We start from the raw sequence: 21,635 nt of genomic DNA on the forward strand, positions 1-21,635 counted from the left end.
ACCGGTTGACGGGGCAGACCGGCGAAGGCACCGGTTCCGTCGCGCGATGCGCGGTACGGCAATCGCCGCGCCGATGCGTGCCGCGGTCGTCTACCGCGTCTTGTGCGAGACGCGCCAACGCCGCGCACGCTTTTTCTTGCATGCACGCGCATGTTGTTCCGGCCGCCGAACGTGACGGGCAACCGCGTCGGTCACGGTCGGAAAGAAGCTGGCCGCGCCGAACACGTCGAACAAACCGTAGGCGCGCAGGCGATCCTTCACCGGCCCCTTCATCTCCGCGAAATTCATCGCGATGCCGCGCTCCCCGAGCTCCTCGTGCAGCGCCACGAGCCGATCCGCGGCGCTGACGTCGATGTCGGTGACGGGCTCGGCGGCGACCACGACGCGAGTGACCGGGCCCGCCGCTCGTGCGATCGCGGCGTCCAGATGCTCGCAGAAGATCTCGACGTTCGCATAGAAGAGCGGCGCGTCCCAGCGAAACAGCACGAGCCCCGGTGTTTGCTCGGCTTCAGGATGCCGCGCGACGTCGTGATAGCCGCGCACGCCCGTCAGCCGGCCCAGCACCGCGTCGTACGGATGCCAGGCCCGCCAGACGAACGACAGCAGCGACAGCGCGCTGGCCAGCAGGATGCCGGGTACGACGCCCATGGCGATCACGCCGGCGAAACACAGCATCGAAATCAGGCATTCGCCGCGGCGCATCCGGTATAGCCGCACGACGCCGCGCACGTCGGCGATGCCGAACGCCGCATAGATCACGACAGCGGCCAGTGCCGTGCGCGGGACGAACGTGAGCAGCATCGGCGCGGCAACGAGCAGAATCGCGATGCACGCGGCCGCGACGACATTCGTGACCTGGCTTTGCGCGCCCGCGGCGATCGCGACCGGCGTGCGGGACGCGCTGCTGCTGACCGCGCAGCCCTGCGTCACGCCGGCGAGCAGATTGGCCGCGCCCAGTGCGATCAGTTCCTGGTTGCGGTCCGGCGCGTCGCCCGCCCGTGCGGAAAGCGCGCGCGACAGCATGCTGATGTCGGCGAACGACACCAGCGCCACCGCGATCGCGCCGGATGCGAGTGCGCCCACGTCGGCCAGCGAGACGGCCGGCAGGCGCGGGACAGGCAAGCCGGCCGGCAACGCGCCGACCGTCGCGACGCCGTGCAACGGCGACAGGCGAGCGACGAGCGTGGCCGCCAGCACGGCGATCAATATCGCGGGCCAGCGCGGCGTCACGCGTTTGATCAGGAATATGGACGCCAGCACCGCGACGCCGAGCAGACCGGCCGCGAGGGAAAAACGGCCGTCGACGAAGGCATGCGCGATGCGCATCACGCTGGAAAACACGTCGCTGCCCGACACCGGCATGCCGAACAGTTCGGGCAGCCGACCGACCACGAGCGCGATGGCGATGCCGTTCAGGTAACCGTACTGGATCGGGCGCGACAGCAAATCGGTGACGAAGCCGAGGCCAAGCGCGCCGAGCAGGATGCAGATCGCGCCGGCGGACAGCGCCAGCGCGCCGGAAAGCGCGATCGCGCGCTGCGGATCATGGGCGGCGAGCGGGGCGATGGCGCCCGCGATCAGGGCCGCCAGCGCGGAATCCGGGCCGAGAACGAGGATCCGGCTCGGGCCGAGCAGCGCATAGGCGAGCAATGCCGCGATCGACGCATAGAGGCCCGTGATGGCGGGCAGCCCGGCCGCCTGCGCATAACTCATGCCGACCGGCACCAGGACGGCGGAAAGCGCGAGCCCCGCGTAGAGGTCGCGAGAAAGCCACGCGTGCCGATAGTGCGTGAGCAGCGCGACGCCCGGGAGCATGCGGACGATCCGTCCGGATAGCGGGCGGTTCATCGCGGCTTCATCGCTGAAAGGTCGGGGCGAAAGGGTTGCCGTGCCCCGACAGGCAGGCGCTCATCGGAATGTGGCCACCCCCGCATGGATGCGCGAAACCGCGCAGCGACAGGGGCCGTCGCGCCGGCGACGGCTACCGAGGCTCGACGCCACCACGCCAGGCATCACGCGACCTTGACCGTGGAAAGCTGCAACGCCTGGGCGAAGCGGGCCAGCGTGGCGATCGATCCGGTCACGCTTTCGTACCGCTCGCGCCCGATCTGCCCGTCGAGTATCACCAGCATGCCGGCGTCTCGGGCGAGCGCGACGAGTGCCACCGTGTCGAGCGCGGCGGGGTCGGACGTGTCGGATGTGGCGGCCCGCATCCCCGAATCGGAACGATAGTCGGCGTGTGACATGACGTCTCTCCTGGTTGTTGTGCGATCGGTGTGCCGGTGGGCCGGTATCCGTGATTCCAGTATCGTTGCCGCGCGCCCCCGATTCAATCAGCCGGCCCCGAAGTCGCGGTAGGAATCGCGCCCGCTTCGTCGGCGGATTCCTACACCGTGCGTGGCTTTGCCGGCGCCTTGCAGCGCGCCGGCGCGCGTTCCCGACGCCGCGCGTACCAGCTTCCGATCGCGTGCCAGATCGCCGCGGCCGATTCGCAATACGTGAACAGTTCCAGATCGCGGCGGTCGATCATCCCTTCGTCCGCGAGAAACGCCAGGTCGACCGCGCGGCGCCAGTACGCCTCGCCGACGAGGATGACCGGCAGCGGGGCGATCTTGCGCGTTTGCAGCAGGGTCAGCACCTCGAACAACTCGTCGAACGTGCCGTAGCCGCCGGGGAAGAAGACGGCCGCTTTCGCGCGTTCGAGCAGATGCAGCTTGCGGATCGCGAAATAGTGGAACCGGAAGTGGAGATCCGGCGTGATGTACGGATTCGGCGCCTGTTCGCGCGGCAGCTCGATATTGAAGCCGATGCTCGGGGCGCCGCGCTCGTAGGCGCCGCGGTTGGCGGCTTCCATGATGCCGGGGCCGCCGCCGGTGACGATGGCGAGCCGCGCGGTGCGCGTGCACCGGTCGGCATGGGCGACGATGCGCCCGAACTCGCGCGCGACGCGGTAATACACGCTGTATTCGACGAGCCGGCTGGCGATCGTGACGGCGCGCTGCCGGCTCGGGTCGTACGGACGCTCCGCGAGCAGGCGATTGGCCTCATCCAGCCGCGCGTTGGCGACCGATGGCGCGACGATACGCGTGCTGCCGTAGATCACGACCGCGTGGCCGATCCGCTCGTTCTGCAGGCGCTCCTCGGCTTTCCAGTAATCGAATTGCAGCCGGATGCCGCGCATGCCGGAACCCCGCAGAAGGGCCGCATCGTCGTCGGCCGGGGGGCGGTTCGGGCTTCGGGTGACGCGCCGCGCGCGGCGCGGGATGGCCTTGACGCCGTCCTTGCGGACGATGGCATCGGGCCGCGCGCGCAGCCGTTTGCCGCGCGCCTTCGCGATCGTCGCGACGGGGGCGGGACGGCGGCGTGCGGTGCCTTTTGCCGTGCCGGCGGAAGCGCGTTTGACGGGTGTCGACATCAATGGAAGCGCCGCGCGACGGTCACTGGCTCAACACCCATTCCACGAGCAGATGCGCGTCGTCGCGAGACAGCGGCCCGCCGCGATCGATGGCCGACGGCATCGGCGTGTCGCCCCAGTGCACGCGGCCGCCGACGCGGAGCTTGCGTTCCAGCTCCGCGGCGGCATGCGGATCGCCGCGATAGCGCTCGGCGATCTCGTGAAACGACGGCCCGAGGAACGTCATGTCCGGCGTATGACAGAACATGCAGTGCTGCGCGTTGACGAGTTCGGTCGGCTCGGGCACGGTCGTCTGCGCGGCGGCCGTGCCGGCTGTCAGCGCAATCGCGCAGAGGGCGGCGCAACGCATGATGCTCATGTTCGTTTCCTCGTCGAGATCAGGAGAAGGAGACCACTTCGTCGAGCGGGCGACGCGGCGAATGCGGCGTATGCGGACCGCGCCCGACGCGCAGCAGCAACTGCGGCTCGCCGCGCAGCCCGATCATGTGGCGCAAATGCGCACGCAACCCGGCCGTCTCGATCGGCTGGTTCAGGTACGACGCGGTATAGCCCGCGCGCGTCGCGACGAGCAGGATGCGCTCCAGCGCCTGGCCGGTGGCGAGCCACGCTTCGCGATCGTCGCGCACGGTCGCGATGCACACGATCAACGGCGATGCGCCGACGAGCTGGTGATGCAGCGCGGCCAGCCCGTTGCCGAGATCGAAGGTCCGTACCGCCATCGTCACGACGGGCGCGGCGAAGTCCAGCAAGGTCGGCACGCCGGCCGCGAAGGCGGGCATGCCGTCGACATGCCGGCGCGGATCGATCCAGCTCGCCAGCTCGCGCCGGAAGCGCGGGTCCGAGAACTGCTGGCGGTCGGCCTCGGCGACCAGCTCCGCGACACGTGCGCGATGCGCGATCGAGTCGACGCACGCGACGTCGGCACCTTCCGCGACGCCGGCCGCGATCAGTTCATGCTGGATTTCCTCGGGCACGGCCGTCGATTCGAACGGGGCGCGCGTCGTGACGCGGTCCGGAATCGCATCGAACAGCGCGCCGAGCGACGCATCGGAATAGCCGTCGTCGCAGACCCGGACCGTCGCAAGGAGATCGGGGTCGACTTCGGAAGGAAACGTGCTGATCGTGTGAGCAAGCCCGGCGTGATCGAGCGCGACGCGCAGGTTGAGCAACGCCGCGCCGCAGCTGATGATCAGCTCGCGATCGAACGGATCGACCACGGGCAACGCGCGAACGCGGTCCGCGCACACGGAAATCGTGGCGCCGTTGACCAGGAAGCGCCACGGCTGGGAATTGTGGCTGGACGGAGCCAGCACCGCGTAGCCCAGCAACTCCCTCAACTGCTGGTCGGGATGGGCGCTTGCGGCAAGCGGGGGAACGGATATCATCGATCATCTCCAGGTTGCCGCGCGGGCGGCGTCTCGCCACTTCATCGTGTCAGCAACCGTCCGGCGGCCGTTGACGCACGTCAAGCGCCCGTCATCGGGCCAACCGCGGGCGGTGCCAGGCGACTAGCCTTGGAGGCGAAGCGCGCGACACCCGTCGCGCAGGGAGACGAGCATGCTTGCGATGATGTTTGACGGCACGACACCGCAATTGCGCGAAGCCCGCGTGCCGGATCCGTCGCCCGCGGCGGGCCAGCTGCTGATCGACGTACACGCATGCGGCGTATGCCGGACCGATCTGCACGTCGTCGACGGCGAGCTCGCGCACCCGAAGCTGCCGCTGATTCCAGGGCACGAAATCGTCGGAACGGTGCGCCGGCTGGGCGAAGGCGTGACGGGCTTCGCCGTGGGCGACCGGGTGGGCGTGCCCTGGCTGGGCTCGACGTGCGGGCATTGCGCGTACTGCGCGTCCGGCCGCGAGAATCTGTGCGACAGCCCCGGATTCACCGGCTATACGATCGACGGCGGCTACGCCGAGTGCGCGGTCGCCGATCACCGCTATTGCGTGCATCTGCCGCAACGCTATTCCGATCTGGAAGCCGCGCCGCTCCTGTGCGCCGGCCTGATCGGCTATCGAACCTTGCGCATGGCGGGCGACGCGCGTCGCATCGGCATCTACGGTTTCGGGGCGGCGGCCCATCTCGTCGCGCAGGTCGCGCATGTCGAGGGACGCAAGGTGTTCGCGCTGACGAAGCCCGGCGACACGGCGGCGCAGCAGCTCGCGCTGTCGCTGGGCGCCGCGTGGGCCGGCGGCAGCGACGAAGCACCGCCGGAGCCGCTCGATGCCGCGCTGATTTTCGCGCCGGTGGGCGCGCTGGTGCCGGCCGCGCTGCGCGCGGTCGACAAAGGCGGGATCGTCGTGTGCGGCGGCATTCACATGAGCGACATCCCGGGCTTTCCGTACGCGTGGCTGTGGGGCGAGCGCCGCATCGCGTCGGTGGCCAACCTGACGCGTGCGGACGCGGTCGAATTCATGCGGATCGCCGCCGCGACGCCGCTGCGGGTCGAGGCGGTGCGCTACGCGCTGACCGATGCGAACCGCGCACTCGACGACCTGCGCGGCGGGCGCATATCGGGCGCCGCCGTGCTGGGCATGCGCGGTTGATCCGCTCGACGGCTTCGCGGCGCGCTCAGATCTGCCGCAGGCCGTCCGAATCGACGATCCGGATCTGCTTGCCTTGCGCCGCGACGAGCCCCTTGTGCTGGAACTTCGACAGCATGCGGCTGACCGTTTCGAGCTTCATGCCGAGATATTCGCCGATCTCGTCGCGCGTCATCCGCAGCACGAATTCCGCGGCCGAGTAGCCGCGCGCCTTGAAGCGCGCGGACAGATTCAGCAGGAACGCGGCCACGCGCTGCTCGGCGCTCATCGTGCCGAGCAGCAGCATCTGCGAGGATTCGCGCACGATCTCGCCGCTCATCATCTGATACACGTGATGCTGCATCGGCCGCACTTCGCGGCACATCTGCTCGAGCTGGCCGAACGGGATGATGCAGACCGTGCTGTCCTCGAGCGCGATCGCGTCGCCGTTGTGGTGCCCGGTGTGCACGCCATCGAGCCCGAGCGATTCGCCGACGATCTGGAAGCCGGTGATCTGCTCGTCGCCGTCGCGATGCATCACGATGGTCTTGAACGATCCGGTTCTCACTGCATAAATGCTGTTGAACATGTCGCCCGCGCGAAACAGCGTTTCACCGCGCCGGACGTGACGCGTCGTGCAGATCATCGCGTCGACGCGTGCGAAATCGTCGGGCGAAAGATCGGGCGGCAGGCAGACGGTACGCAATGCACACGTCGAACAGCGGGACGCGGCGCGCTTGGGCTGATCCGTCGGTTCGACGGGATGCAGCGGGATGAACGTGCGCAACGGCATGGTCGTCGAGACTTCGGCACTGCTGTGCATGATCGGCTCCAGTTCGGGGGCAGCTGCGGTTCGCCGTCGGGCGCGGGCGCGCTGACCATTGTACCGGCGGCCTTGGTGTCTGCCGCCTTCCTGTCGGGAAAGCCCCATCGGACGCGCCGGGAGACCGATACACCGGTCTCGTCGATGATGCTGCCTTGGCTCCGGGAGGCGCGTTTGTTCGTTTTTCTTGATGTGCAGTATGGATGTTGCGCAACGTCAAGAAAATCAGCCGGAATTGAAGTTGGAGTAGGTGAGAGGGAAGTCTTGTAGGAGGTTTCCTACAGAGGCGCGGCACCTTGTCGCGAGCGTCGCCGGCTTACGCCTGCCGCCGAGGGCGGGCGCCGCGTCGCCGCGCCCGCCTGGCCGTCGTCAGCGATACTGTCGGGACATCAAGTCCGGGACGCGACGCTGCCCGATGCCGCCGTCAAATCTCGTCCGGGTCCTCGAACAGCTTGTGGCGCATCGCGTAGCGCACGAGTGCCGTGTCGTTCGGCAACTGCATCTTCTCGAGGATCCGCGTCTTGTACGTGCTGACGGTCTTGACGCTGACGCAGAGCGCCTGCGCGATTTCGGAGATCGACTCGCCGGTGGTGACGCGCCGGAAGACGTCGAATTCGCGGTCGGACAGGCGCTGGTGCGGGAGAAGATCGGTCGGCTCGTTCAGACTCTGCGCGAACTGCTCGGCCATGGTCAGGCTGACGTAGACGCCGCCGGCCGCGATCTTGGTCAATGCGGCGACCAGTTCGGCGCTGGCACTTTCCTTGGTCATGTAGCCCGACGCGCCCGCGCGGAATGCGCGCACCGCGTACTGCTGCTCGGCATGCATCGTCAGCACGAGGATATGCAATCCCGGCTTCTCGTCCTTGATCTGCTTGATGAGTTCGACACCGTTGCGGCCGGGCATCGACAGATCGAGCACCAGCAGGTTGGCGTCGGTGTCGCGTATGAGCGCGATCGTCGAGGCGCTGTCCTGCGCTTCCCCGACGACCTCGAAACCGCTCGCGCTCTTCAGGATGTGTCGAAGACCGTCCCTGACGAGTGCGTGATCGTCGGCGATGAGTACCTTGATCATGAAAGCACATCTCCTTGCTGGATGGCGTGAAGCGGCAGCGCCACGGTGATCGTGAATCCCGTGCCCGGCCGGTTGTCGATCGTCACCGTACCTTCGAGCATGTGCGCGCGCTCGCGGATGCCGATCAGGCCGAACGACGGGCGGTCCTGCACATTGCCGGCGTGCTCGGGCGCGCCGTGACCGTTGTCCGCGATGCGCAGCATGCAATATCCGTCTTCCACTTTCAATGCCAGCGTCACGTTCGTCGCATCCGAGTGTCGCGCGACGTTGGTCAGCGCCTCTTGCACGATGCGGAACAGCGTGGTCGCGCCGGTGCCGGTGAACGCGGTGTCGACGGGCGCGATGTCCCGGTCGACCGTGATCCGGTAGCGGCGCGTGAAATCGTTTGCAAGCCATTCGATCGCCGGGACGAGGCCCAGGTCGTCGAGCATCACCGGCCGCAGATCGGCCGCGATGCGCCGGACGGACGCGACGATCGAATCGATCAGGCGATGCATGCCGCCCAGCTGCTCGCGCACGCCGGTGTTGGGGGCGACGACACCACGGAGCCCCAGCTCGACGGCGGAGAGATCCATCTTGAGCGCGGTGAGTTGCTGGCCGAGGTCGTCGTGCAACTCGCGGGCGATGCGCGTCTTCTCTTCCTCGCGCACGTTCTGCAGGTTGGCGGACAGGTCGCGCAGTTCCTCTCGCGACTGCTTGAGGGCGTTTTCCGCGCGCATCCGCTCGGTCACGTCGCGCAGCATGACCGTGTACAGCTTGCCGGTGCCGTCGCGAATTTGCGAGATCGACGCCTCGATCGGAAATTCGGTGCCGTCGCCGCGCAAGCCGAACAGCACGCGTTGCCGCCCCATCTGGCGCTCCGACACGCCCGTCACGCCGAATTGCTCGACGTGTCGCGCATGCGCGGCGCGGAAGCGCTCGGGGATGAAGCGGGACAGCGGCGCGCCGACCGCCTCCATCGCGGAGACGCCGAACACGTGCTCGGCGGCCGGGTTGAAGATCACGATCGTCTGGCTTTCGTCGACGGTGATGATGGCCTCCATCGACGACCGGATGATGCCCATCATCCGCGCCTCGGTGGGCTGGCTGTCGCCGGCGGGCGTATCGGCGAGCCCGCGTTTCGCGACGGCCTGCCGCACGAGTGCGGCCAGCATCAGCGAAAGCACGGTGCCGGCCAGCAGGACGGCCAGCATGACGCCGGACGTGTCGACGCGCGGCGCGCTGTAGCGCAGCGAGAGCGGCGTGCCGCCGAACGTCAGCGAATCGGTGCGCTGGAGCATGTCGCCGGCTGCGGTCGAGTCGCCGGCGCGCAAGCCGCCGGAATACACCGGCGCGGCCGGATTGTCGGCCGTGATTTCCAGGTGCAACCGATCGAGAACGGACGCATCGACGAGGCGGTCCGGATTCAGCGCGGCATAAACGTACCCGGTGGCCGTCGCGTGCCGCGACCCGGACGAAGCAATGTCTTCAGCGTTCGCATAAATCGGCAGGTACAGCGTCAGCTCCGTCCGGGCAATTGCCGCATCGGTGCTGTCCTGGAACGCGTTCGCGGCGAGCGTGACCTTGCCGGTTTCCGCCGCGCGCTGAAGTGCCTGCCGGGTCGCTTGATTGTCCTCCGCCGCGCTCGGCTCGATTCGCCCGAGACTGCGGACCGGTGACTGCAATCCGTCCAGATTGAGACTGGCGAGATAGCGGCGCCACGCAGCCCCGGATTGCGGCGCGGGCAGCGTCGACGCGAAGCCGTGCGCGCCGCGCAATACGGCAGCCGCGCCGAGGAGCGTGCGCCGAAGGTCGGCCGTCGCGAGTGTCGCGGTTTGCTCGAACCTCGCCTGGGCGGCGTGCTGTGCCCCGTTCTGCAGTGCCCGGGACGCCGCAAACGTTGCAGTCAGGCCAAGCGCCAGCGTCAGCAGCGCGGCCATGGCGGCATATCGCGCGGGCCGGATCCGGTGCGACGCCGGCCCGGCCCTGGAGGGGGGCGAATTCGTTGTCATTGCCGTTCATCCTGACGGACTTCGTCGGTGGCTGGCTGGCGGCGGGCCGGACGCGAGGCACGAACAGCGGGGCGGGCCGCAACTGCAATATCGCCCTGATTGTGCGCGGTTTACCGACGTTCGCCAATCGGGACCGACGCGCACGGGCGGCGCCGTGCGTGTTTGACCCGTATCAACGGAAAGGCGCCCGCCGGGATCAGACTGGTTTCACGAACCGATCGAACCGGGACGACGGCAGGGAGGTGCCATGTACCAAAGGATCTTTGCGGCACTCGACGGCAGCCGCGGTGCGCGGCTCGCGCTCGACGAGGCGATTTCGCTCGCCCGCGAGTCGGGCAGCCTGGTCATCGCCATGTGCGTGGTATCGGATGCGCCGCGGCTGGCCGACGTCGACAGCGGCTATATCGACCAGCGCGACCCGGCCGGACTGGACGCGGACAAGGCCGCGATCGCGGTCTCGGACGCGGAAACCGCGTTCCAGCTGTCCGGCGTACGCGGCGTCGCGCAAACGATCGACGCATGCGGAGAGGACATCTCGGACGTGCTCGCGCGAGCCGCCGCCGAATGCGATGCGGACCTGATCGTGATGGGCACGCATGGCCGGCGCGGCGTGCGCCGTGCGTTGCTCGGCAGCGTCGCCGAATCGCTGGTGCGCATCGCGGACCGGCCGGTGCTGGTCGTACGCGAAGGGCCGGGCGCGTGTGCCGGCGTGCTGTGAGGGGGTGACGAGAGGGGGCAGCCGCAAGCGGCTGCCCGTTTTCGCTCGCTCAGTGAGACAGCAGGACCGGCACCGTCATCGTTTCGAGGATCGTGCGGGTGGCGCCGCCGAGCACGCGTTCGTGCATGCGCGCGTGGCTGTACAGGCCCATCACCAGCAGATCCGCGTGCAGGTCGGTCACCCGGTTCAGCAGCGTCGCACCCACGCTCACCGACCGTTGGCGCGGCGTGGTCGAGAACGACGCGCGAATGCCGTGCCGTTCGAGATACGCGGCGACGTCAACGCCCGCCGGCGTCTTGTCCGGATCGGGTTGCCCGCGGCTGACCGTCTCGACGTTGACGAAGCGCGCGCGGGCGAGCAGCGGCAGGGCGTCGGCCATCACGCGGGCGGCTTCGCGACCGCCGTCCCAGCCGATCAGCACGTTCTCGCCGAGCGTTCGCACGTCGCCCGCGTAGGGCACGACGAGCGCCGGGCGCCCGCTGCCCATCACGACGTCCTCGACGAAATGACGTGCGACGTAGGTCAGACGGTCGTCGGGATTTTCCTGGCCGAGCACCAGCAGATCGGCGTGGCGTGCATGCAGGACCGCGGCCTCGGTCGCGTTGCCGGTCGGCGCCTGCCATTCGACGCTGCGCCCGGCGCGCTCGGCGGCGATCAGGAATCTTTCTTCCGCTTCCTTGCGCCGCTGGTCGCACAGGCGTTCGTAGACGGCCAGCTTCAGCGGTTCGTCGGGCCGACGCAACGGCTCGAAGAGGTCCTGGCAAACCACGTAGAGGCCGATCAGATGGGCGTTCCAGCGTCCCGCGAGTTCGAGCGCGAGGTCGACGCGCGTCGCACAGCGCTCGCTGTCGTCGAGATGGACGAGCAGGGTCTTGTAGCTCATGACGGCTCCTTTTCGGTTGATGCCGCGGTGGTCTCGGCGGCCGCCTTCGCGGCGCAGCTCGCCGGAATCATCAGGACCGGGCACGTGGCCTGACGCAGCACGCGCTCGGCCACGCTGCCGAGGAATAGGCGCTGGAAGCCGCGCCGGCCGTGCGTGCCCATCACGATCAGGTCGGCGTTGATCTCGCCAGCGAGACCGACGATGCGCTGGGGGACGTCTTCGCGCGACGGCGCGACATTGGAGATCTGCGGCGTGCCGGACACGCCCCGCGCCTTCATGCGTTTCGCCGCGTCCTCCGTGACGCGCAGCCCTTCCTCGCGGAACGCGTCGATCAGGATCGACGGGTCGTATCCGTACGTGTCGTAGGCCGGCACCAGGAAATCGACGACATAGACGGGCGTCAGCCGTGCACCCGTCTCCGACGCGAGATTCAGCGCGGCGTCGAGTGCGCGGGACGACGTATCGCTGCCGTCGAGCGCAACCAGAATGTTCGAGTACATGACGATTCCCTTGAACGGATGTTGATGCAATCATCATCGGCGCGCGCACGCCGAGTGCGCTGATCTGGATCAACCGTCGCGGTTGCCACGCAGCACGCGCACCGCGGCGCGCGCCGCGACCCACGCTTCGTTGGTCGGCTCGACGACCACCGCGACCGCGCTCGACGCGCACGACACCACATGCGCATGGGCCGCATTCGCGCGCGCGTCGAGCGCGACGCCGAGCCAGCCGAGCGACGCGCAGATCCGCGCGCGCAATTCCGCCGAGTGTTCGCCGATGCCAGCGGTGAAGACGAGCATGTCGAGGCCGCCGAGCAGCGCGGTCAGCGCGCCGGTCTCGCGCACGATGCGATGGACGTACAGTGCCAGCGCGTCGCGGGCCGGCGCGTCGCCGGCCGCTTCGCGCGCGAGCAGCACGCGCGGATCGCCGGATGCCCCCGATACGCCCTTGAGCCCGGACTCGTGATACAGCATGTGTCCCAGTGCGTCGCCGGACAGCTTGTCGACCTCGAGCAGGTGCAGGACGACGCCGGGGTCGAGCGTTCCGCAGCGGGTGCTCATCATCAATCCGTCGAGCGCGGAGAAGCCCATGGTCGTCGCGACGCTGCGGCAGTCGCGCAGCGCGCACAGGCTCGCGCCGCTGCCGAGATGGGCGGCGATCACGCGGCCATGCGCACGCTCGCCGAACGATTCGGCGAGCGCGACGGACAGGTATTCGTATGACAGGCCATGGAACCCGTAGCGGCGCACGCCCTGGTCGAACCACGTGTGCGGCAACGGCAGCAGCTGCTCGACGCGCGGCAGCGTGCGATGAAACGCCGTGTCGAACACGGCGATCTGCGGGACGTCCGGAAACGCGTCGCGCAGCGCGTCGATCGCATCCAGGCTGTGCGGCTGATGTAACGGCGCCAGCGGCGTCAGCGTGCGCAGCGCGTCCAGCACGTCGTCGTCGACGACCACCGGCTCCACGTATCGCGCGCCGCCGTGCACGACGCGGTGCGCGATCGCGCCCAGCGCGACAAGCGGCAACTTCACGCGGATCCATGTCGCGATCTGCGCGAGCACGGCGCGGTAGGGATCGTGGTCCGTGCCGAGCGGCAGCGAAGCGTCCGGCTCGGCGTCGAAACGGATCGACACGCTGTTGCCGGCCGCGACCGCTTCGCCGTCGTGCAACGGCCGCCGCACGGGATCGCCGTGCGGCGGATACGCGAAGATCGAGAACTTGACGCTCGATGAACCGGCATTGACGACGAGCAGTGCGAGCGTACGCATCGGCCGGCTCAGTGCGACATCAGCACGGGCAGCGTCATCGACGCCAGCACCGTGCGCGTGGCGCCGCCCATCACCAGTTCGCGCCAGCGCGGATGGCCGTAGGCGCCCATCACGAGCAGATCGGAACCCGTTTCATACGCGCGCGACAGCAACGTGTCGCCGATCGCCGAGCCGGCGCCGGCGTCGATGTCGAGCACGTTCACGTCGCGTGCATGGCGCGCCAGCATCAGCGCGGCATCGGCGGCCGGAATGCGCGTGGTTGCCGCTTCCGAATCGCCGTCGATCACGGCGGCGACCGTCGTGCGCTTCGCGTGTTCGAGAAAGGGGATCGCGTCGTGCGCGGCGCGGGCCGCTTCCCGGCTGCCGTCCCACGCGACGAACACCCGTTCGCCGATTGACGGGAATTCGCCGGTGTACGGCACGAACAGCACCGGGCGACCGGCGGACAGCACGAGGTTTTCCGGAAACTGGTCGTCGATGAAGGTCTCGGGATCGTTCGGGTCGCTCTGGCCCGCGATCACGAGGTCCGCGAGGCGGGCGGCGCGCGGCACGGCCAGGTTCGCGCGATCGTCGGCACACACCCATGCGGCCTGCACTTTCGCGCGCGCCGTCTCCGCATGGAACAGGCGCTCCAGGGCCGCGAGCCGTTCGTCGCGCTGTTCGCGGTGCTCACGGAAGTAATCGGCGGACCCGGCCATCACGTAGAACGAATGCGGTTCCGGCGTGTAGACCGCGTACAGGCCGGTCAGATGCGCACCGAAGCGCCGGGCGAGACGCAACGCGAATTCGAGCCGCGAATGCGCGCGGGCGCTCGAATCGAGGTGCACGACTATGCTCTTGTAGCTCATCGGAATCGCTCCATCGACGGGGGAACCGCCAGTGCAATCCAGTCTACGGAGCAGGGTTTCCGCGTACTTGACTCAGATCAACGGCCCCCTTGCGCGATGCCCGCACAGTGAAGCGGTCGCGATGCCGATCCCGGGCAGGCGGCATGAGGCGGAATGCCAACCCATTGACCGGATCGAAAGAGGAAAGCCGATGAGTACGTACGCTTTGACGACACCGAACGACGTCTGCCGCGCGGGCTGCGATCTCGCGTTGCGCATGGTCGCGCTGAACCGCGACTGGCAGCACGAATGGCATGCGCTGGCGGGGCGGCGCATCGAGCGCGACCGCGACGCGGTTCGTCACCTGCAGCAGGCGCTTGCGGATACGAAGGAGTGGACGGCCTTCGGCGAGGCGACCCGGCAGGTGATGCGCGACTACGCGATGGCGAGCGTCGCGATCTGGCAGGATGCGACCGAGCTGTGCATGCGTGCGCAATACGAGAGCGCCGGCGCATGGCGCACCTGGGCGCGCGAATACGGCGCAGGCGCGCTGTCGCGTTATCAGACCGACTGGTTGCCCGATCTGGAGCGACTGGCCGTGGTCAACGAAGCCAGCATGCCGTGGGCGGAATGGATGACGGCACTGGAGCACGGGATCGAGGACGCGAGCGAAGGGGCGCCGGTTTCCCCCCGCCGCCTGAATGGCACGACCGGCGCACGGGAGAACGACCATGTGCGCTGACCGCGTCGCGTTCGTCACGGGCGGAATGGGTGGCCTGGGCGCCGCGATCAGCCGGCGCCTGCACGATGCCGGCATGACGGTGGCGGTGTCGCACACGGAAGGCAACGACCACGTCGCGACGTGGCTCACGCACGAACGCGAGGCGGGCAGGACGTTCCACGCGTTCGAGGTCGACGTCGCCGACTACGATTCGTGCCAGCACTGCGCGGCGCGCGTGCTGGCCGAATTCGGGCATGTCGACGTGCTCGTCAACAACGCCGGGATCACGCACGACGCCACCTTCGTGAAGATGACCAAGAGCATGTGGGATGCGGTGCTGCGCACCAACCTCGACGGCATGTTCAACATGACGAAGCCGTTCGTGCCCGGCATGATCGCGGCCGGCTTCGGGCGGATCGTGAACGTCGGCTCGGTGAACGGTACGCGCGGCGCCTACGGGCAGGCGAATTACGCGGCCGCGAAGGCCGGCATCCATGGCTTCACGAAGACGCTGGCGCTCGAACTCGCGCGCCACGGCATCACGGTCAACACGGTTGCGCCCGGCTACCTGGCGACCGCGATGCTCGAGACGGTGCCGAAGGAAGTGCTCGACACGAAGATCCTGCCGCAGATTCCGGTCGGCCGCCTCGGCAATCCCGGCGAAATCGCCGAGCTCGTCGCCTTCCTGTGTTCCGACGCGGGGGCGTTCGCGACCGGCGCGGAATTCGACGTCAACGGCGGCATGCACATGCGATGAAAGCATCCGTCATGCGCTTGCCGATCGAGCACGAAACGATGCGGCCAACGAGTACGAGCGAACCGGCGTCGCGCGCGGCCGAATGCACGCCGGTCCGTACGTCGCCTGCCGAACAATGGAACCGCGCCGCGCATGCGAACGTGGCCGCGATGACCTTCGGGCTGTCGCCCGTGTCGATGGCGCTGGCCGTGCTCGACTGGGGCGCGCATCTGGCCGTGTCGCCGGGAAAATGTTTCGAGCTCGCGACGCAGGCGTGGCTGGCTGCCGCCGCACCGGCCGCCAGCCAGGGCGAGAGCGAGGGCGGGGCCAACGCGGCCGACACGAGCGGCCTGGCCGTGCACGCGGGGCAGGCCGATCCGCGCTTCGCCGCGCCCGCGTGGTCCGGCTGGCCGTTTCGCGCGTATCGCGACAGCTTCCTGTCGATCCAGCGCTGGTGGCGCGACGCGACGCGCGACGTGCCTGGCGTCGAACGGCACCACGAGGAACTGGTCGGATTCATCGCGCGACAGTGGCTCGACGCGTGCTCGCCGGGCAATTTCCTGGCGACCAACCCGGTCGTGCTCGACGCGACGATGCGCAGCGGCGGCGCGAATCTCGCGGCAGGCTTCCGGAACTGGCTGGACGACGCGAACGCGTTGCTCGATCGCACGAGCGGCACGCGCGCCCGCGACACGCACGGCTATCTGCCGGGGCGCGACGTGGCGATCACGCCGGGCCGCGTCGTATGGCGCAACGCGTTGTGCGAGCTGCTGCAATACGACCCGACGACGCCCGCCGTGGCACGCGAGCCGATCCTGATCGTGCCGTCGTGGATCATGAAGTACTACATCCTCGACCTGCAGCCGCACGATTCGCTGATCCGCTTCCTGGTCGATGCCGGCTACACGGTGTTTGCCGTGTCGTGGCGAAATCCGGGCGCGGAGGCGCGCGAGCTCGGGCTCGACGATTATCTGCGCGACGGGTGCATGGCGGCGCTCGACGCCGTCCGGTCGATCTGCGGCGAAGCCGTCCACGCGGTCGGCTACTGCCTCGGCGGCACGCTGCTGGCGATCGGCGCGGCGGCGCTCGCGCGCGACGGGCGGCAGCACGACGCATTGCGGTCCGTCACGTTGCTGGCGGCCCAGACCGATTTCAGCGAACCCGGCGAACTCGGCCTCTTCATCGACGCGAGCGAACTGTCCGCGCTCGACGCGCTGATGTGGCGGCAGGGCTACCTGGACGGCGCGCAGATGTCCGCCGCGTTCCAGCTGCTGAATGCGCGCGACCTGATCTGGTCGCGCATGATGAGCGAATACCTGCTCGGCACGCGCACCAAGCCGAACGACCTGATGTCGTGGAACGAGGACACCACGCGCATGCCGTACCGGATGCATACGGAATACCTGACGCGGCTTTTCCTCGACAACGATCTCGCGGCCGGCCGCTACTGCGTCGACGGGCGACCGGTCGCGCTGTCGGATATCGACGTGCCGACGTTCGTGGTCGGAACCGAACGCGATCACGTGTCGCCCTGGCGTTCCGTCTACAAGCTGCATCTGCTCACGCACCACACGCTGACGTTCGTGCTGACCTCCGGCGGCCACAATGCCGGCATCGTGTCCGAGCCCGGGCATCCGGGGCGCCACTATCGCTGCGCGACGCGCGAGCACGGCGCGCCTTACCGGAGCCGGCACGACTTCGTGAGCGAAACGCCCGCGGTCGACGGATCGTGGTGGACGTGCTGGCGCGACTGGTTGCGCGCGCATTCGTCGGGCGACGTGCCGGCACGCGTGCCGGCCGCCGGTTTCGGCGCGGCACCCGGCACCTACGTGCTCGAGACATGAACATGAACCTGCATCCGGATGTGTCCGTCGGCGCGCGCCTGCCCGGCCTGTTGCCGCGTGCGGACGGCGAACTGCCCGAGCTGATCGCGCGTGCGCGCCATGCGCCGCCGCTGACGATGGCCGTCGTGCATCCGTGCGACGCGGCCAGTCTCGTCGCGCTTGCCGCGCTCGATGCGTCGCCGCTGGGCGCGTCGATCGAGCCGCTGATCGTCGCGCCGCGCGCGAAGGTGTCGCGCGTGGCGGACGAGGCGGGCGTCGATCTGGCGAAATGGACGATCGAGGACGTGCCGCACAGCCACGCGGCGGCGGCCAGGGCGGTGGAGCTCGCGGCGTCGGGCCGCGCCGGCGCGCTGATGAAGGGCAGCCTGCATACCGACGAGCTGATGGGCGCGGTCGTCGCCGCGGAATCGGGCCTGCGCACGGACAAACGCATGTCTCACTGTTTCCTGATCGAGGCGCCCGCCTATCCGCGCCCGTTTCTGCTGACCGACGCGGCCGTCAATATCGCGCCGGATCTCGCGCAGAAGGCGGCCATCACGCAGAACGCGATCGACGTCGCGCATGCGCTGGGCGTTGCGTGCCCGCGCGTGGCCGTGCTGTGCGCGGTCGAGACCGTCAATCCGGCGATGCGTTCGACGCTCGACGCGGCGGCCCTGGCGAAGATGGCCGAGCGCGGGCAGATCACGGGAGCGGTCGTCGACGGCCCGCTCGCGTTCGACAACGCGATATCGCAGCGGGCCGCGCGCGAGAAGGGGATCGATTCGCCGGTCGCCGGCCGTGCCGACATCCTGGTCGTGCCCGATATCGAAGCGGGCAACATGCTCGCAAAGCAGCTCGAATACCTGGGCGGTGCCGCGAACGCGGGCGTCGTCGTGGGCGCGCGCGTGCCGATCGTGCTGACGAGCCGCGCCGACGGCGTCGCCGTCCGCGTCGCCTCCTGTGCGCTCGCGGTGCTGCTGGCGCAGGTCCGGCACGACACCGCCCCGATGCCTGAACAGGCCCCCCTTTCGATGGAGGAATCGCGATGAAAGCACTCGTTTATCACGGCCCCGGGCGCAAGGCGCTCGAACGGCGACCCAAACCGGAATTGCAGTCGCCCACCGACGCGATCGTCCGCGTGACGCGCACGACGATCTGCGGCACCGATCTGCACATCCTCAAGGGCGACGTGCCGACGTGCGAACCGGGCCGCATTCTCGGCCATGAAGGCGTGGGGATCGTCGAGCAGGTCGGCGCCGCGGTCGATTCGCTGAAGCCGGGCGATCACGTGCTGATTTCGTGCATCTCGTCGTGCGGCCGCTGCGAATACTGCCGCCGCGGAATCTATTCGCATTGCACGACGGGCGGCTGGATCCTCGGCAACCGGATCGACGGCACGCAGGCCGAGTTCGTGCGCATCCCGCATGCGCCGACCAGCCTGTACCGGATTCCGGCCGGCGCGGACGAGGACGCGCTCGTGATGCTGTCCGACATCCTGCCGACCGGATTCGAATGCGGCGTGCTGAACGGCAAGGTGCAGCCGGGCTGCTCGGTCGCGATCGTCGGCGCCGGCCCGATCGGGCTGGCCGCGTTGCTGACCGCGCAGTTCTATTCGCCCGCGCGGATCATCATGATCGATCCGGACAGCAACCGGCTGGAGGTCGCGCGGCGCTTCGGCGCGACCGACTGCTTCGACGGTCGCGATCGCGACCCGGTGGCGGAAGTCATGAAGCTGACCGACGGCGTGGGCGTGGATTGCGCGATCGAAGCGGTCGGCATTCCGGCGACGTTCGAGATGTGCACGTCGCTCGTGGCGCCCGGCGGGGTCGTCGCGAACGTCGGCGTGCATGGCGTCAAGGCCGACCTGCACCTCGAGAAGCTGTGGGATCGCAACATCTCGATCACGACGCGGCTCGTCGACACGGTCAGCACGCCGATGCTGCTGAAAACCGTGGGCGCCGGGCGCCTCGATCCGGCGCGCCTGATCACGCACCGGTTCTCGCTCGACGACGTGGAACGCGCGTACGACACGTTCGGGCGCGCCGCGCAAACCAACGCGTTGAAGGTCATCATCGAAGTCGGCTGATCGCCGGGCCGCGCGTGACGGGAATCGGGCGCCGCCGCCTCCCGTCACGCGCGGCGGGCGTTCCGCCCGCGATTCGCCGGCAGTCAGGACGACAGCGCGGCGGGTTCCGGCGTGTCGTTCGATTCAACCTCGTCCAGATCGACGCACTGCTCGTAGGTCGGCACCTCGCACCGCCAGTGCAGGCGCTCGGCGATGCGCCGGCGCATCGCATCCGCGGCAGCGGGTTCGCCGTGCGTGACGAACGTCCGCACTGGCGCGCACTGCATCGTGCCGAGCCACTTCAGAATCTCTTCGTAGTCGCCATGGGCCGACAGCGTCGTGATCATCTCGACCTGAGCGCGCACGCGGACGTACTCGCCGTGAATCTTCACCGTCGGCTCGTGGGCGGCCAGTGCCGCCCCGCGCGTGCCGGCGGCCTGGTAGCCGACCAGCGCGATCGTGTTGCGCGCATCGGGCGCGTAGCGGGTCAGGTGATGCAGCACGCGCCCGCCCGTCGCCATGCCGCTGCCGGCGATGATGACCATCGGGCCGTGATGGTCGGCAATCGCCTTCGACTGGTCCACCGACCGGATCATCGTCGCCGCATGGCCGAGCGCGTTCGCCTCCGAGACGGTCAGGCGGTGCTCGAGGATATGGTGACGATAGATCTCGGTCACGTCGGTTGCCATCGGGCTGTCGAGGAACACCGGGACGCGCGCCATGCGGCCGGACGCCTTCAGCCGCGCGATGTAATGCAGGATTTCCTGCGCGCGGCCGACGGTGAAGCAGGGCATCACGACGACGCCGCCGCGCGCGAAGGTCTTGTCGAACATCGCGGCCAGTTCGGCTTCGGGATCCGACGCCGGATGCAGCCGGTCGCCGTATGTCGATTCCACGACCAGATAGTCCGCATGCGCGGGCGGGCGCGGCGGCTGCATGATCGGGTCGTGATACCGGCCCAGGTCGCCCGAGAACGCGAGCACCTTGTGATCCCAGTGCATCACGACGCTCGCCGCGCCGAGGATGTGCCCGGCCGGCAGCAGGCGGAACGACAGGTTGCCGCCCAGCGACGTGCATTCGTCGAAGGCGACCGGCTTCAGCAGGCGCAGCGCGCGCTGGGCGTCGTCCAGCGTGTAGAGCGGTTGCGCCGGATGATGCTTCGAGTAACCGTGCCGGTTCGCGAAATCGGCTTCCTCCTCCTGCAGCCGCGCGCTGTCGCGCAGCATGATGTCGCAGAGTTCGGCCGTGGCCGCCGTGCAGTACACCGGCCCGCGATAGCCTTCGCGCACCAGCACCGGAAGATAGCCGGTGTGATCGACATGCGCGTGCGTGAGCACGACCGCGTCCAGCGTGTCGGGCGCGAACGGCAGCGCTCGCCAGTTGCGCAGCCGCAGGTTCTTGGTCCCCTGGAACAGGCCGCAATCGACCAGGACGCGCCGGCTGCCGTGCTCGATCAGATACTTCGAGCCGGTCACCGTTTCGGTCGCGCCGAGAAATGTCAGTTTCATGAATTGCCTCATCGGGAGTCGACGGAACAGTAGGTCGATTACATCCCGAACGCGCAAGCGACGGTTGACCGAAATCAGGGATTGCAGGATCGCCGTGCCGGCCGGGCGAGATTCCCGGACGGCGTGCGGTTTGACGACGATCAACCTCGGGCCACGGCGGCGGCGGGATAGTGATTTCGTGCGCGCTTGCGGCGTCGTGATCCCGTTATCCGCGCAGGCCGTGCGCGCCACGCGTAGCGGCATCACGAGTCTTTCGGGATGAACCCATCATGACGTTGATCGCCAATCTGGATGGTGCCGGGCACCTTTACCGGCTGTGCTTCGTCCGCTCGCCCTGGGCGTGGTTTACCTGCTTGCCGCTCGACGAGCAATGCGGCGAGCGCTGGGCGGACGTGCCGTACCAGAATGCCGCGAAACCGCCGTACAGCGATTCGCGCGCGCAATTGCTGCGGGTCGCGTTCGACGCGCCGGGTCTGTTGCCGCCCGAGGCCGGGCGGCACGGGCACGCGTGGAGCGTCCAGCAGATCAACCACGGCGCGGCGCCATGGCTGCGCAGCGAGGATTTCGTCGACGCGCTGACGCTGACCGTGCCGGCCGGGGCGACGCTCGCCACGTTCGTCGAACGGATCGAGGCCGCCGGCGGCACCGTCTACGGGCCGCTCGGCTGGGCGGAATTGCCGCCGTGGCAGCGGCCCGACGTTGCGGCGCAGACGGGCTGAACGGGGCTAAACGGCGCTGAATGCCCGTGCCGCGCGCGT

The 21,635-nt window shown here is 68.7% G+C and carries 21 protein-coding genes; 8 read left to right on the forward strand and 13 right to left on the reverse strand.

The genetic code is table 11. From position 1 onward, the window contains the following. Window positions 1-90 precede the first annotated feature (90 nt). The 5 genes from WS46_RS30645 to WS46_RS30665 all read right to left on the reverse strand — a co-directional run bounded on the left by WS46_RS30645 (window position 91) and on the right by WS46_RS30665 (window position 4,800). On the reverse strand, window positions 91-1,848 hold the full coding sequence (locus WS46_RS30645; protein ID WP_059693065.1) for a SulP family inorganic anion transporter: 1,758 nt from the start codon (window positions 1,846-1,848) through the stop codon (window positions 91-93). A 164-nt stretch (window positions 1,849-2,012) separates the two neighbouring features. Then, window positions 2,013-2,246, reverse strand: coding sequence for a hypothetical protein (locus WS46_RS30650; RefSeq protein ID WP_059536654.1), 234 nt, complete (start codon window positions 2,244-2,246; stop codon window positions 2,013-2,015). Between the two features lie 140 nt (window positions 2,247-2,386). Next, window positions 2,387-3,415, reverse strand: a complete 1,029-nt coding sequence (locus WS46_RS30655; protein ID WP_059693068.1) for an LOG family protein — start codon at window positions 3,413-3,415, stop codon at window positions 2,387-2,389. Between the two features lie 22 nt (window positions 3,416-3,437). Continuing rightward, window positions 3,438-3,773 carry a c-type cytochrome gene (locus tag WS46_RS30660; protein WP_059693070.1) on the reverse strand — a complete coding sequence of 112 codons (336 nt, stop codon included), beginning with the start codon at window positions 3,771-3,773 and terminating at the stop codon, window positions 3,438-3,440. A gap of 19 nt (window positions 3,774-3,792) precedes the next feature. Further along, the gene (locus WS46_RS30665; RefSeq protein WP_059693073.1) at window positions 3,793-4,800 is read right to left on the reverse strand and encodes a nitroreductase family protein; all 1,008 of its coding nucleotides are present in this window, start codon (window positions 4,798-4,800) and stop codon (window positions 3,793-3,795) included. Window positions 4,801-4,972: 172 nt separating this feature from the next. On the opposite strand from WS46_RS30665, the gene WS46_RS30670 reads away from it, so the two are divergent. Continuing rightward, on the forward strand, window positions 4,973-5,962 hold the full coding sequence (locus tag WS46_RS30670) for a zinc-dependent alcohol dehydrogenase family protein (protein WP_059693075.1): 990 nt from the start codon (window positions 4,973-4,975) through the stop codon (window positions 5,960-5,962). Window positions 5,963-5,987: 25 nt separating this feature from the next. On the opposite strand, the gene fnr is transcribed toward WS46_RS30670, so the two are convergent. The 3 genes from fnr to WS46_RS30685 form a co-directional block, all read right to left on the reverse strand. Then, entirely contained in the window at window positions 5,988-6,761 is a 774-nt protein-coding gene (gene fnr, locus WS46_RS30675) for a fumarate/nitrate reduction transcriptional regulator Fnr (RefSeq protein ID WP_059693077.1), read from the reverse strand. 424 nt (window positions 6,762-7,185) lie between these two features. Continuing rightward, window positions 7,186-7,833 carry a response regulator transcription factor gene (locus WS46_RS30680; protein WP_059693079.1) on the reverse strand — a complete coding sequence of 216 codons (648 nt, stop codon included), beginning with the start codon at window positions 7,831-7,833 and terminating at the stop codon, window positions 7,186-7,188. Continuing rightward, on the reverse strand, window positions 7,830-9,824 hold the full coding sequence (locus tag WS46_RS30685) for a PAS domain S-box protein (RefSeq protein WP_059693081.1): 1,995 nt from the start codon (window positions 9,822-9,824) through the stop codon (window positions 7,830-7,832). Before WS46_RS30685 ends, WS46_RS30680 begins: the two co-directional genes overlap by 4 nt. Window positions 9,825-10,071: 247 nt before the next feature. On the opposite strand from WS46_RS30685, the gene WS46_RS30690 reads away from it, so the two are divergent. Then, on the forward strand, window positions 10,072-10,542 hold the full coding sequence (locus tag WS46_RS30690) for a universal stress protein (protein WP_059452444.1): 471 nt from the start codon (window positions 10,072-10,074) through the stop codon (window positions 10,540-10,542). 49 nt (window positions 10,543-10,591) lie between these two features. Here WS46_RS30690 and WS46_RS30695 read toward each other — a convergent pair whose 3' ends face one another. The 4 genes from WS46_RS30695 to WS46_RS30710 all read right to left on the reverse strand — a co-directional run bounded on the left by WS46_RS30695 (window position 10,592) and on the right by WS46_RS30710 (window position 14,045). After that, window positions 10,592-11,425: a universal stress protein gene (locus tag WS46_RS30695; RefSeq protein WP_059452445.1), complete on the reverse strand. Its 834-nt coding sequence runs from the start codon at window positions 11,423-11,425 to the stop codon at window positions 10,592-10,594. Further along, complete coding sequence (locus WS46_RS30700; RefSeq protein WP_059452517.1) at window positions 11,422-11,925, reverse strand: universal stress protein; 504 nt, start codon at window positions 11,923-11,925, stop codon at window positions 11,422-11,424. Before WS46_RS30700 ends, WS46_RS30695 begins: the two co-directional genes overlap by 4 nt. Window positions 11,926-11,994: 69 nt before the next feature. Then, on the reverse strand, window positions 11,995-13,197 hold the full coding sequence (locus tag WS46_RS30705) for an acetate/propionate family kinase (RefSeq protein ID WP_059693083.1): 1,203 nt from the start codon (window positions 13,195-13,197) through the stop codon (window positions 11,995-11,997). 8 nt (window positions 13,198-13,205) lie between these two features. Next, a complete protein-coding gene (locus WS46_RS30710; RefSeq protein WP_059452447.1) occupies window positions 13,206-14,045 on the reverse strand; it encodes a universal stress protein in 840 nt (279 codons plus the stop codon). Window positions 14,046-14,235: 190 nt separating this feature from the next. On the opposite strand from WS46_RS30710, the gene WS46_RS30715 reads away from it, so the two are divergent. From WS46_RS30715 to WS46_RS30735, 5 genes are read left to right on the forward strand one after another with little or no spacing between them, the layout of a single operon-like run. Further along, window positions 14,236-14,766, forward strand: a complete 531-nt coding sequence (locus WS46_RS30715; RefSeq protein WP_059693085.1) for a hypothetical protein — start codon at window positions 14,236-14,238, stop codon at window positions 14,764-14,766. Next, window positions 14,756-15,502 carry a beta-ketoacyl-ACP reductase gene (locus WS46_RS30720; RefSeq protein WP_059693087.1) on the forward strand — a complete coding sequence of 249 codons (747 nt, stop codon included), beginning with the start codon at window positions 14,756-14,758 and terminating at the stop codon, window positions 15,500-15,502. Before WS46_RS30715 ends, WS46_RS30720 begins: the two co-directional genes overlap by 11 nt. Further along, window positions 15,499-17,325, forward strand: coding sequence for an alpha/beta hydrolase (locus WS46_RS30725; RefSeq protein WP_059693089.1), 1,827 nt, complete (start codon window positions 15,499-15,501; stop codon window positions 17,323-17,325). The genes WS46_RS30720 and WS46_RS30725 overlap by 4 nt, the downstream gene beginning before the upstream one ends. Continuing rightward, a complete protein-coding gene (locus tag WS46_RS30730; protein WP_059536601.1) occupies window positions 17,322-18,353 on the forward strand; it encodes a bifunctional enoyl-CoA hydratase/phosphate acetyltransferase in 1,032 nt (343 codons plus the stop codon). Before WS46_RS30725 ends, WS46_RS30730 begins: the two co-directional genes overlap by 4 nt. Further along, on the forward strand, window positions 18,350-19,390 hold the full coding sequence (locus WS46_RS30735; protein WP_059452452.1) for a zinc-dependent alcohol dehydrogenase family protein: 1,041 nt from the start codon (window positions 18,350-18,352) through the stop codon (window positions 19,388-19,390). The genes WS46_RS30730 and WS46_RS30735 overlap by 4 nt, the downstream gene beginning before the upstream one ends. 83 nt (window positions 19,391-19,473) lie before the next feature. Here WS46_RS30735 and WS46_RS30740 read toward each other — a convergent pair whose 3' ends face one another. Beyond that, window positions 19,474-20,877: an MBL fold metallo-hydrolase RNA specificity domain-containing protein gene (locus WS46_RS30740; RefSeq protein ID WP_059693091.1), complete on the reverse strand. Its 1,404-nt coding sequence runs from the start codon at window positions 20,875-20,877 to the stop codon at window positions 19,474-19,476. A 269-nt stretch (window positions 20,878-21,146) separates the two neighbouring features. Here WS46_RS30740 and WS46_RS30745 point away from each other — a divergent pair, with 269 nt between their 5' ends. After that, window positions 21,147-21,596, forward strand: a complete 450-nt coding sequence (locus WS46_RS30745; RefSeq protein WP_059536589.1) for a hypothetical protein — start codon at window positions 21,147-21,149, stop codon at window positions 21,594-21,596. Window positions 21,597-21,635: the final 39 nt, after the last annotated feature.

Origin of the sequence: Burkholderia sp. RF4-BP95 (genome assembly GCF_001521985.1) — a bacterium.
Lineage (GTDB): Bacteria > Pseudomonadota > Gammaproteobacteria > Burkholderiales > Burkholderiaceae > Burkholderia > Burkholderia diffusa.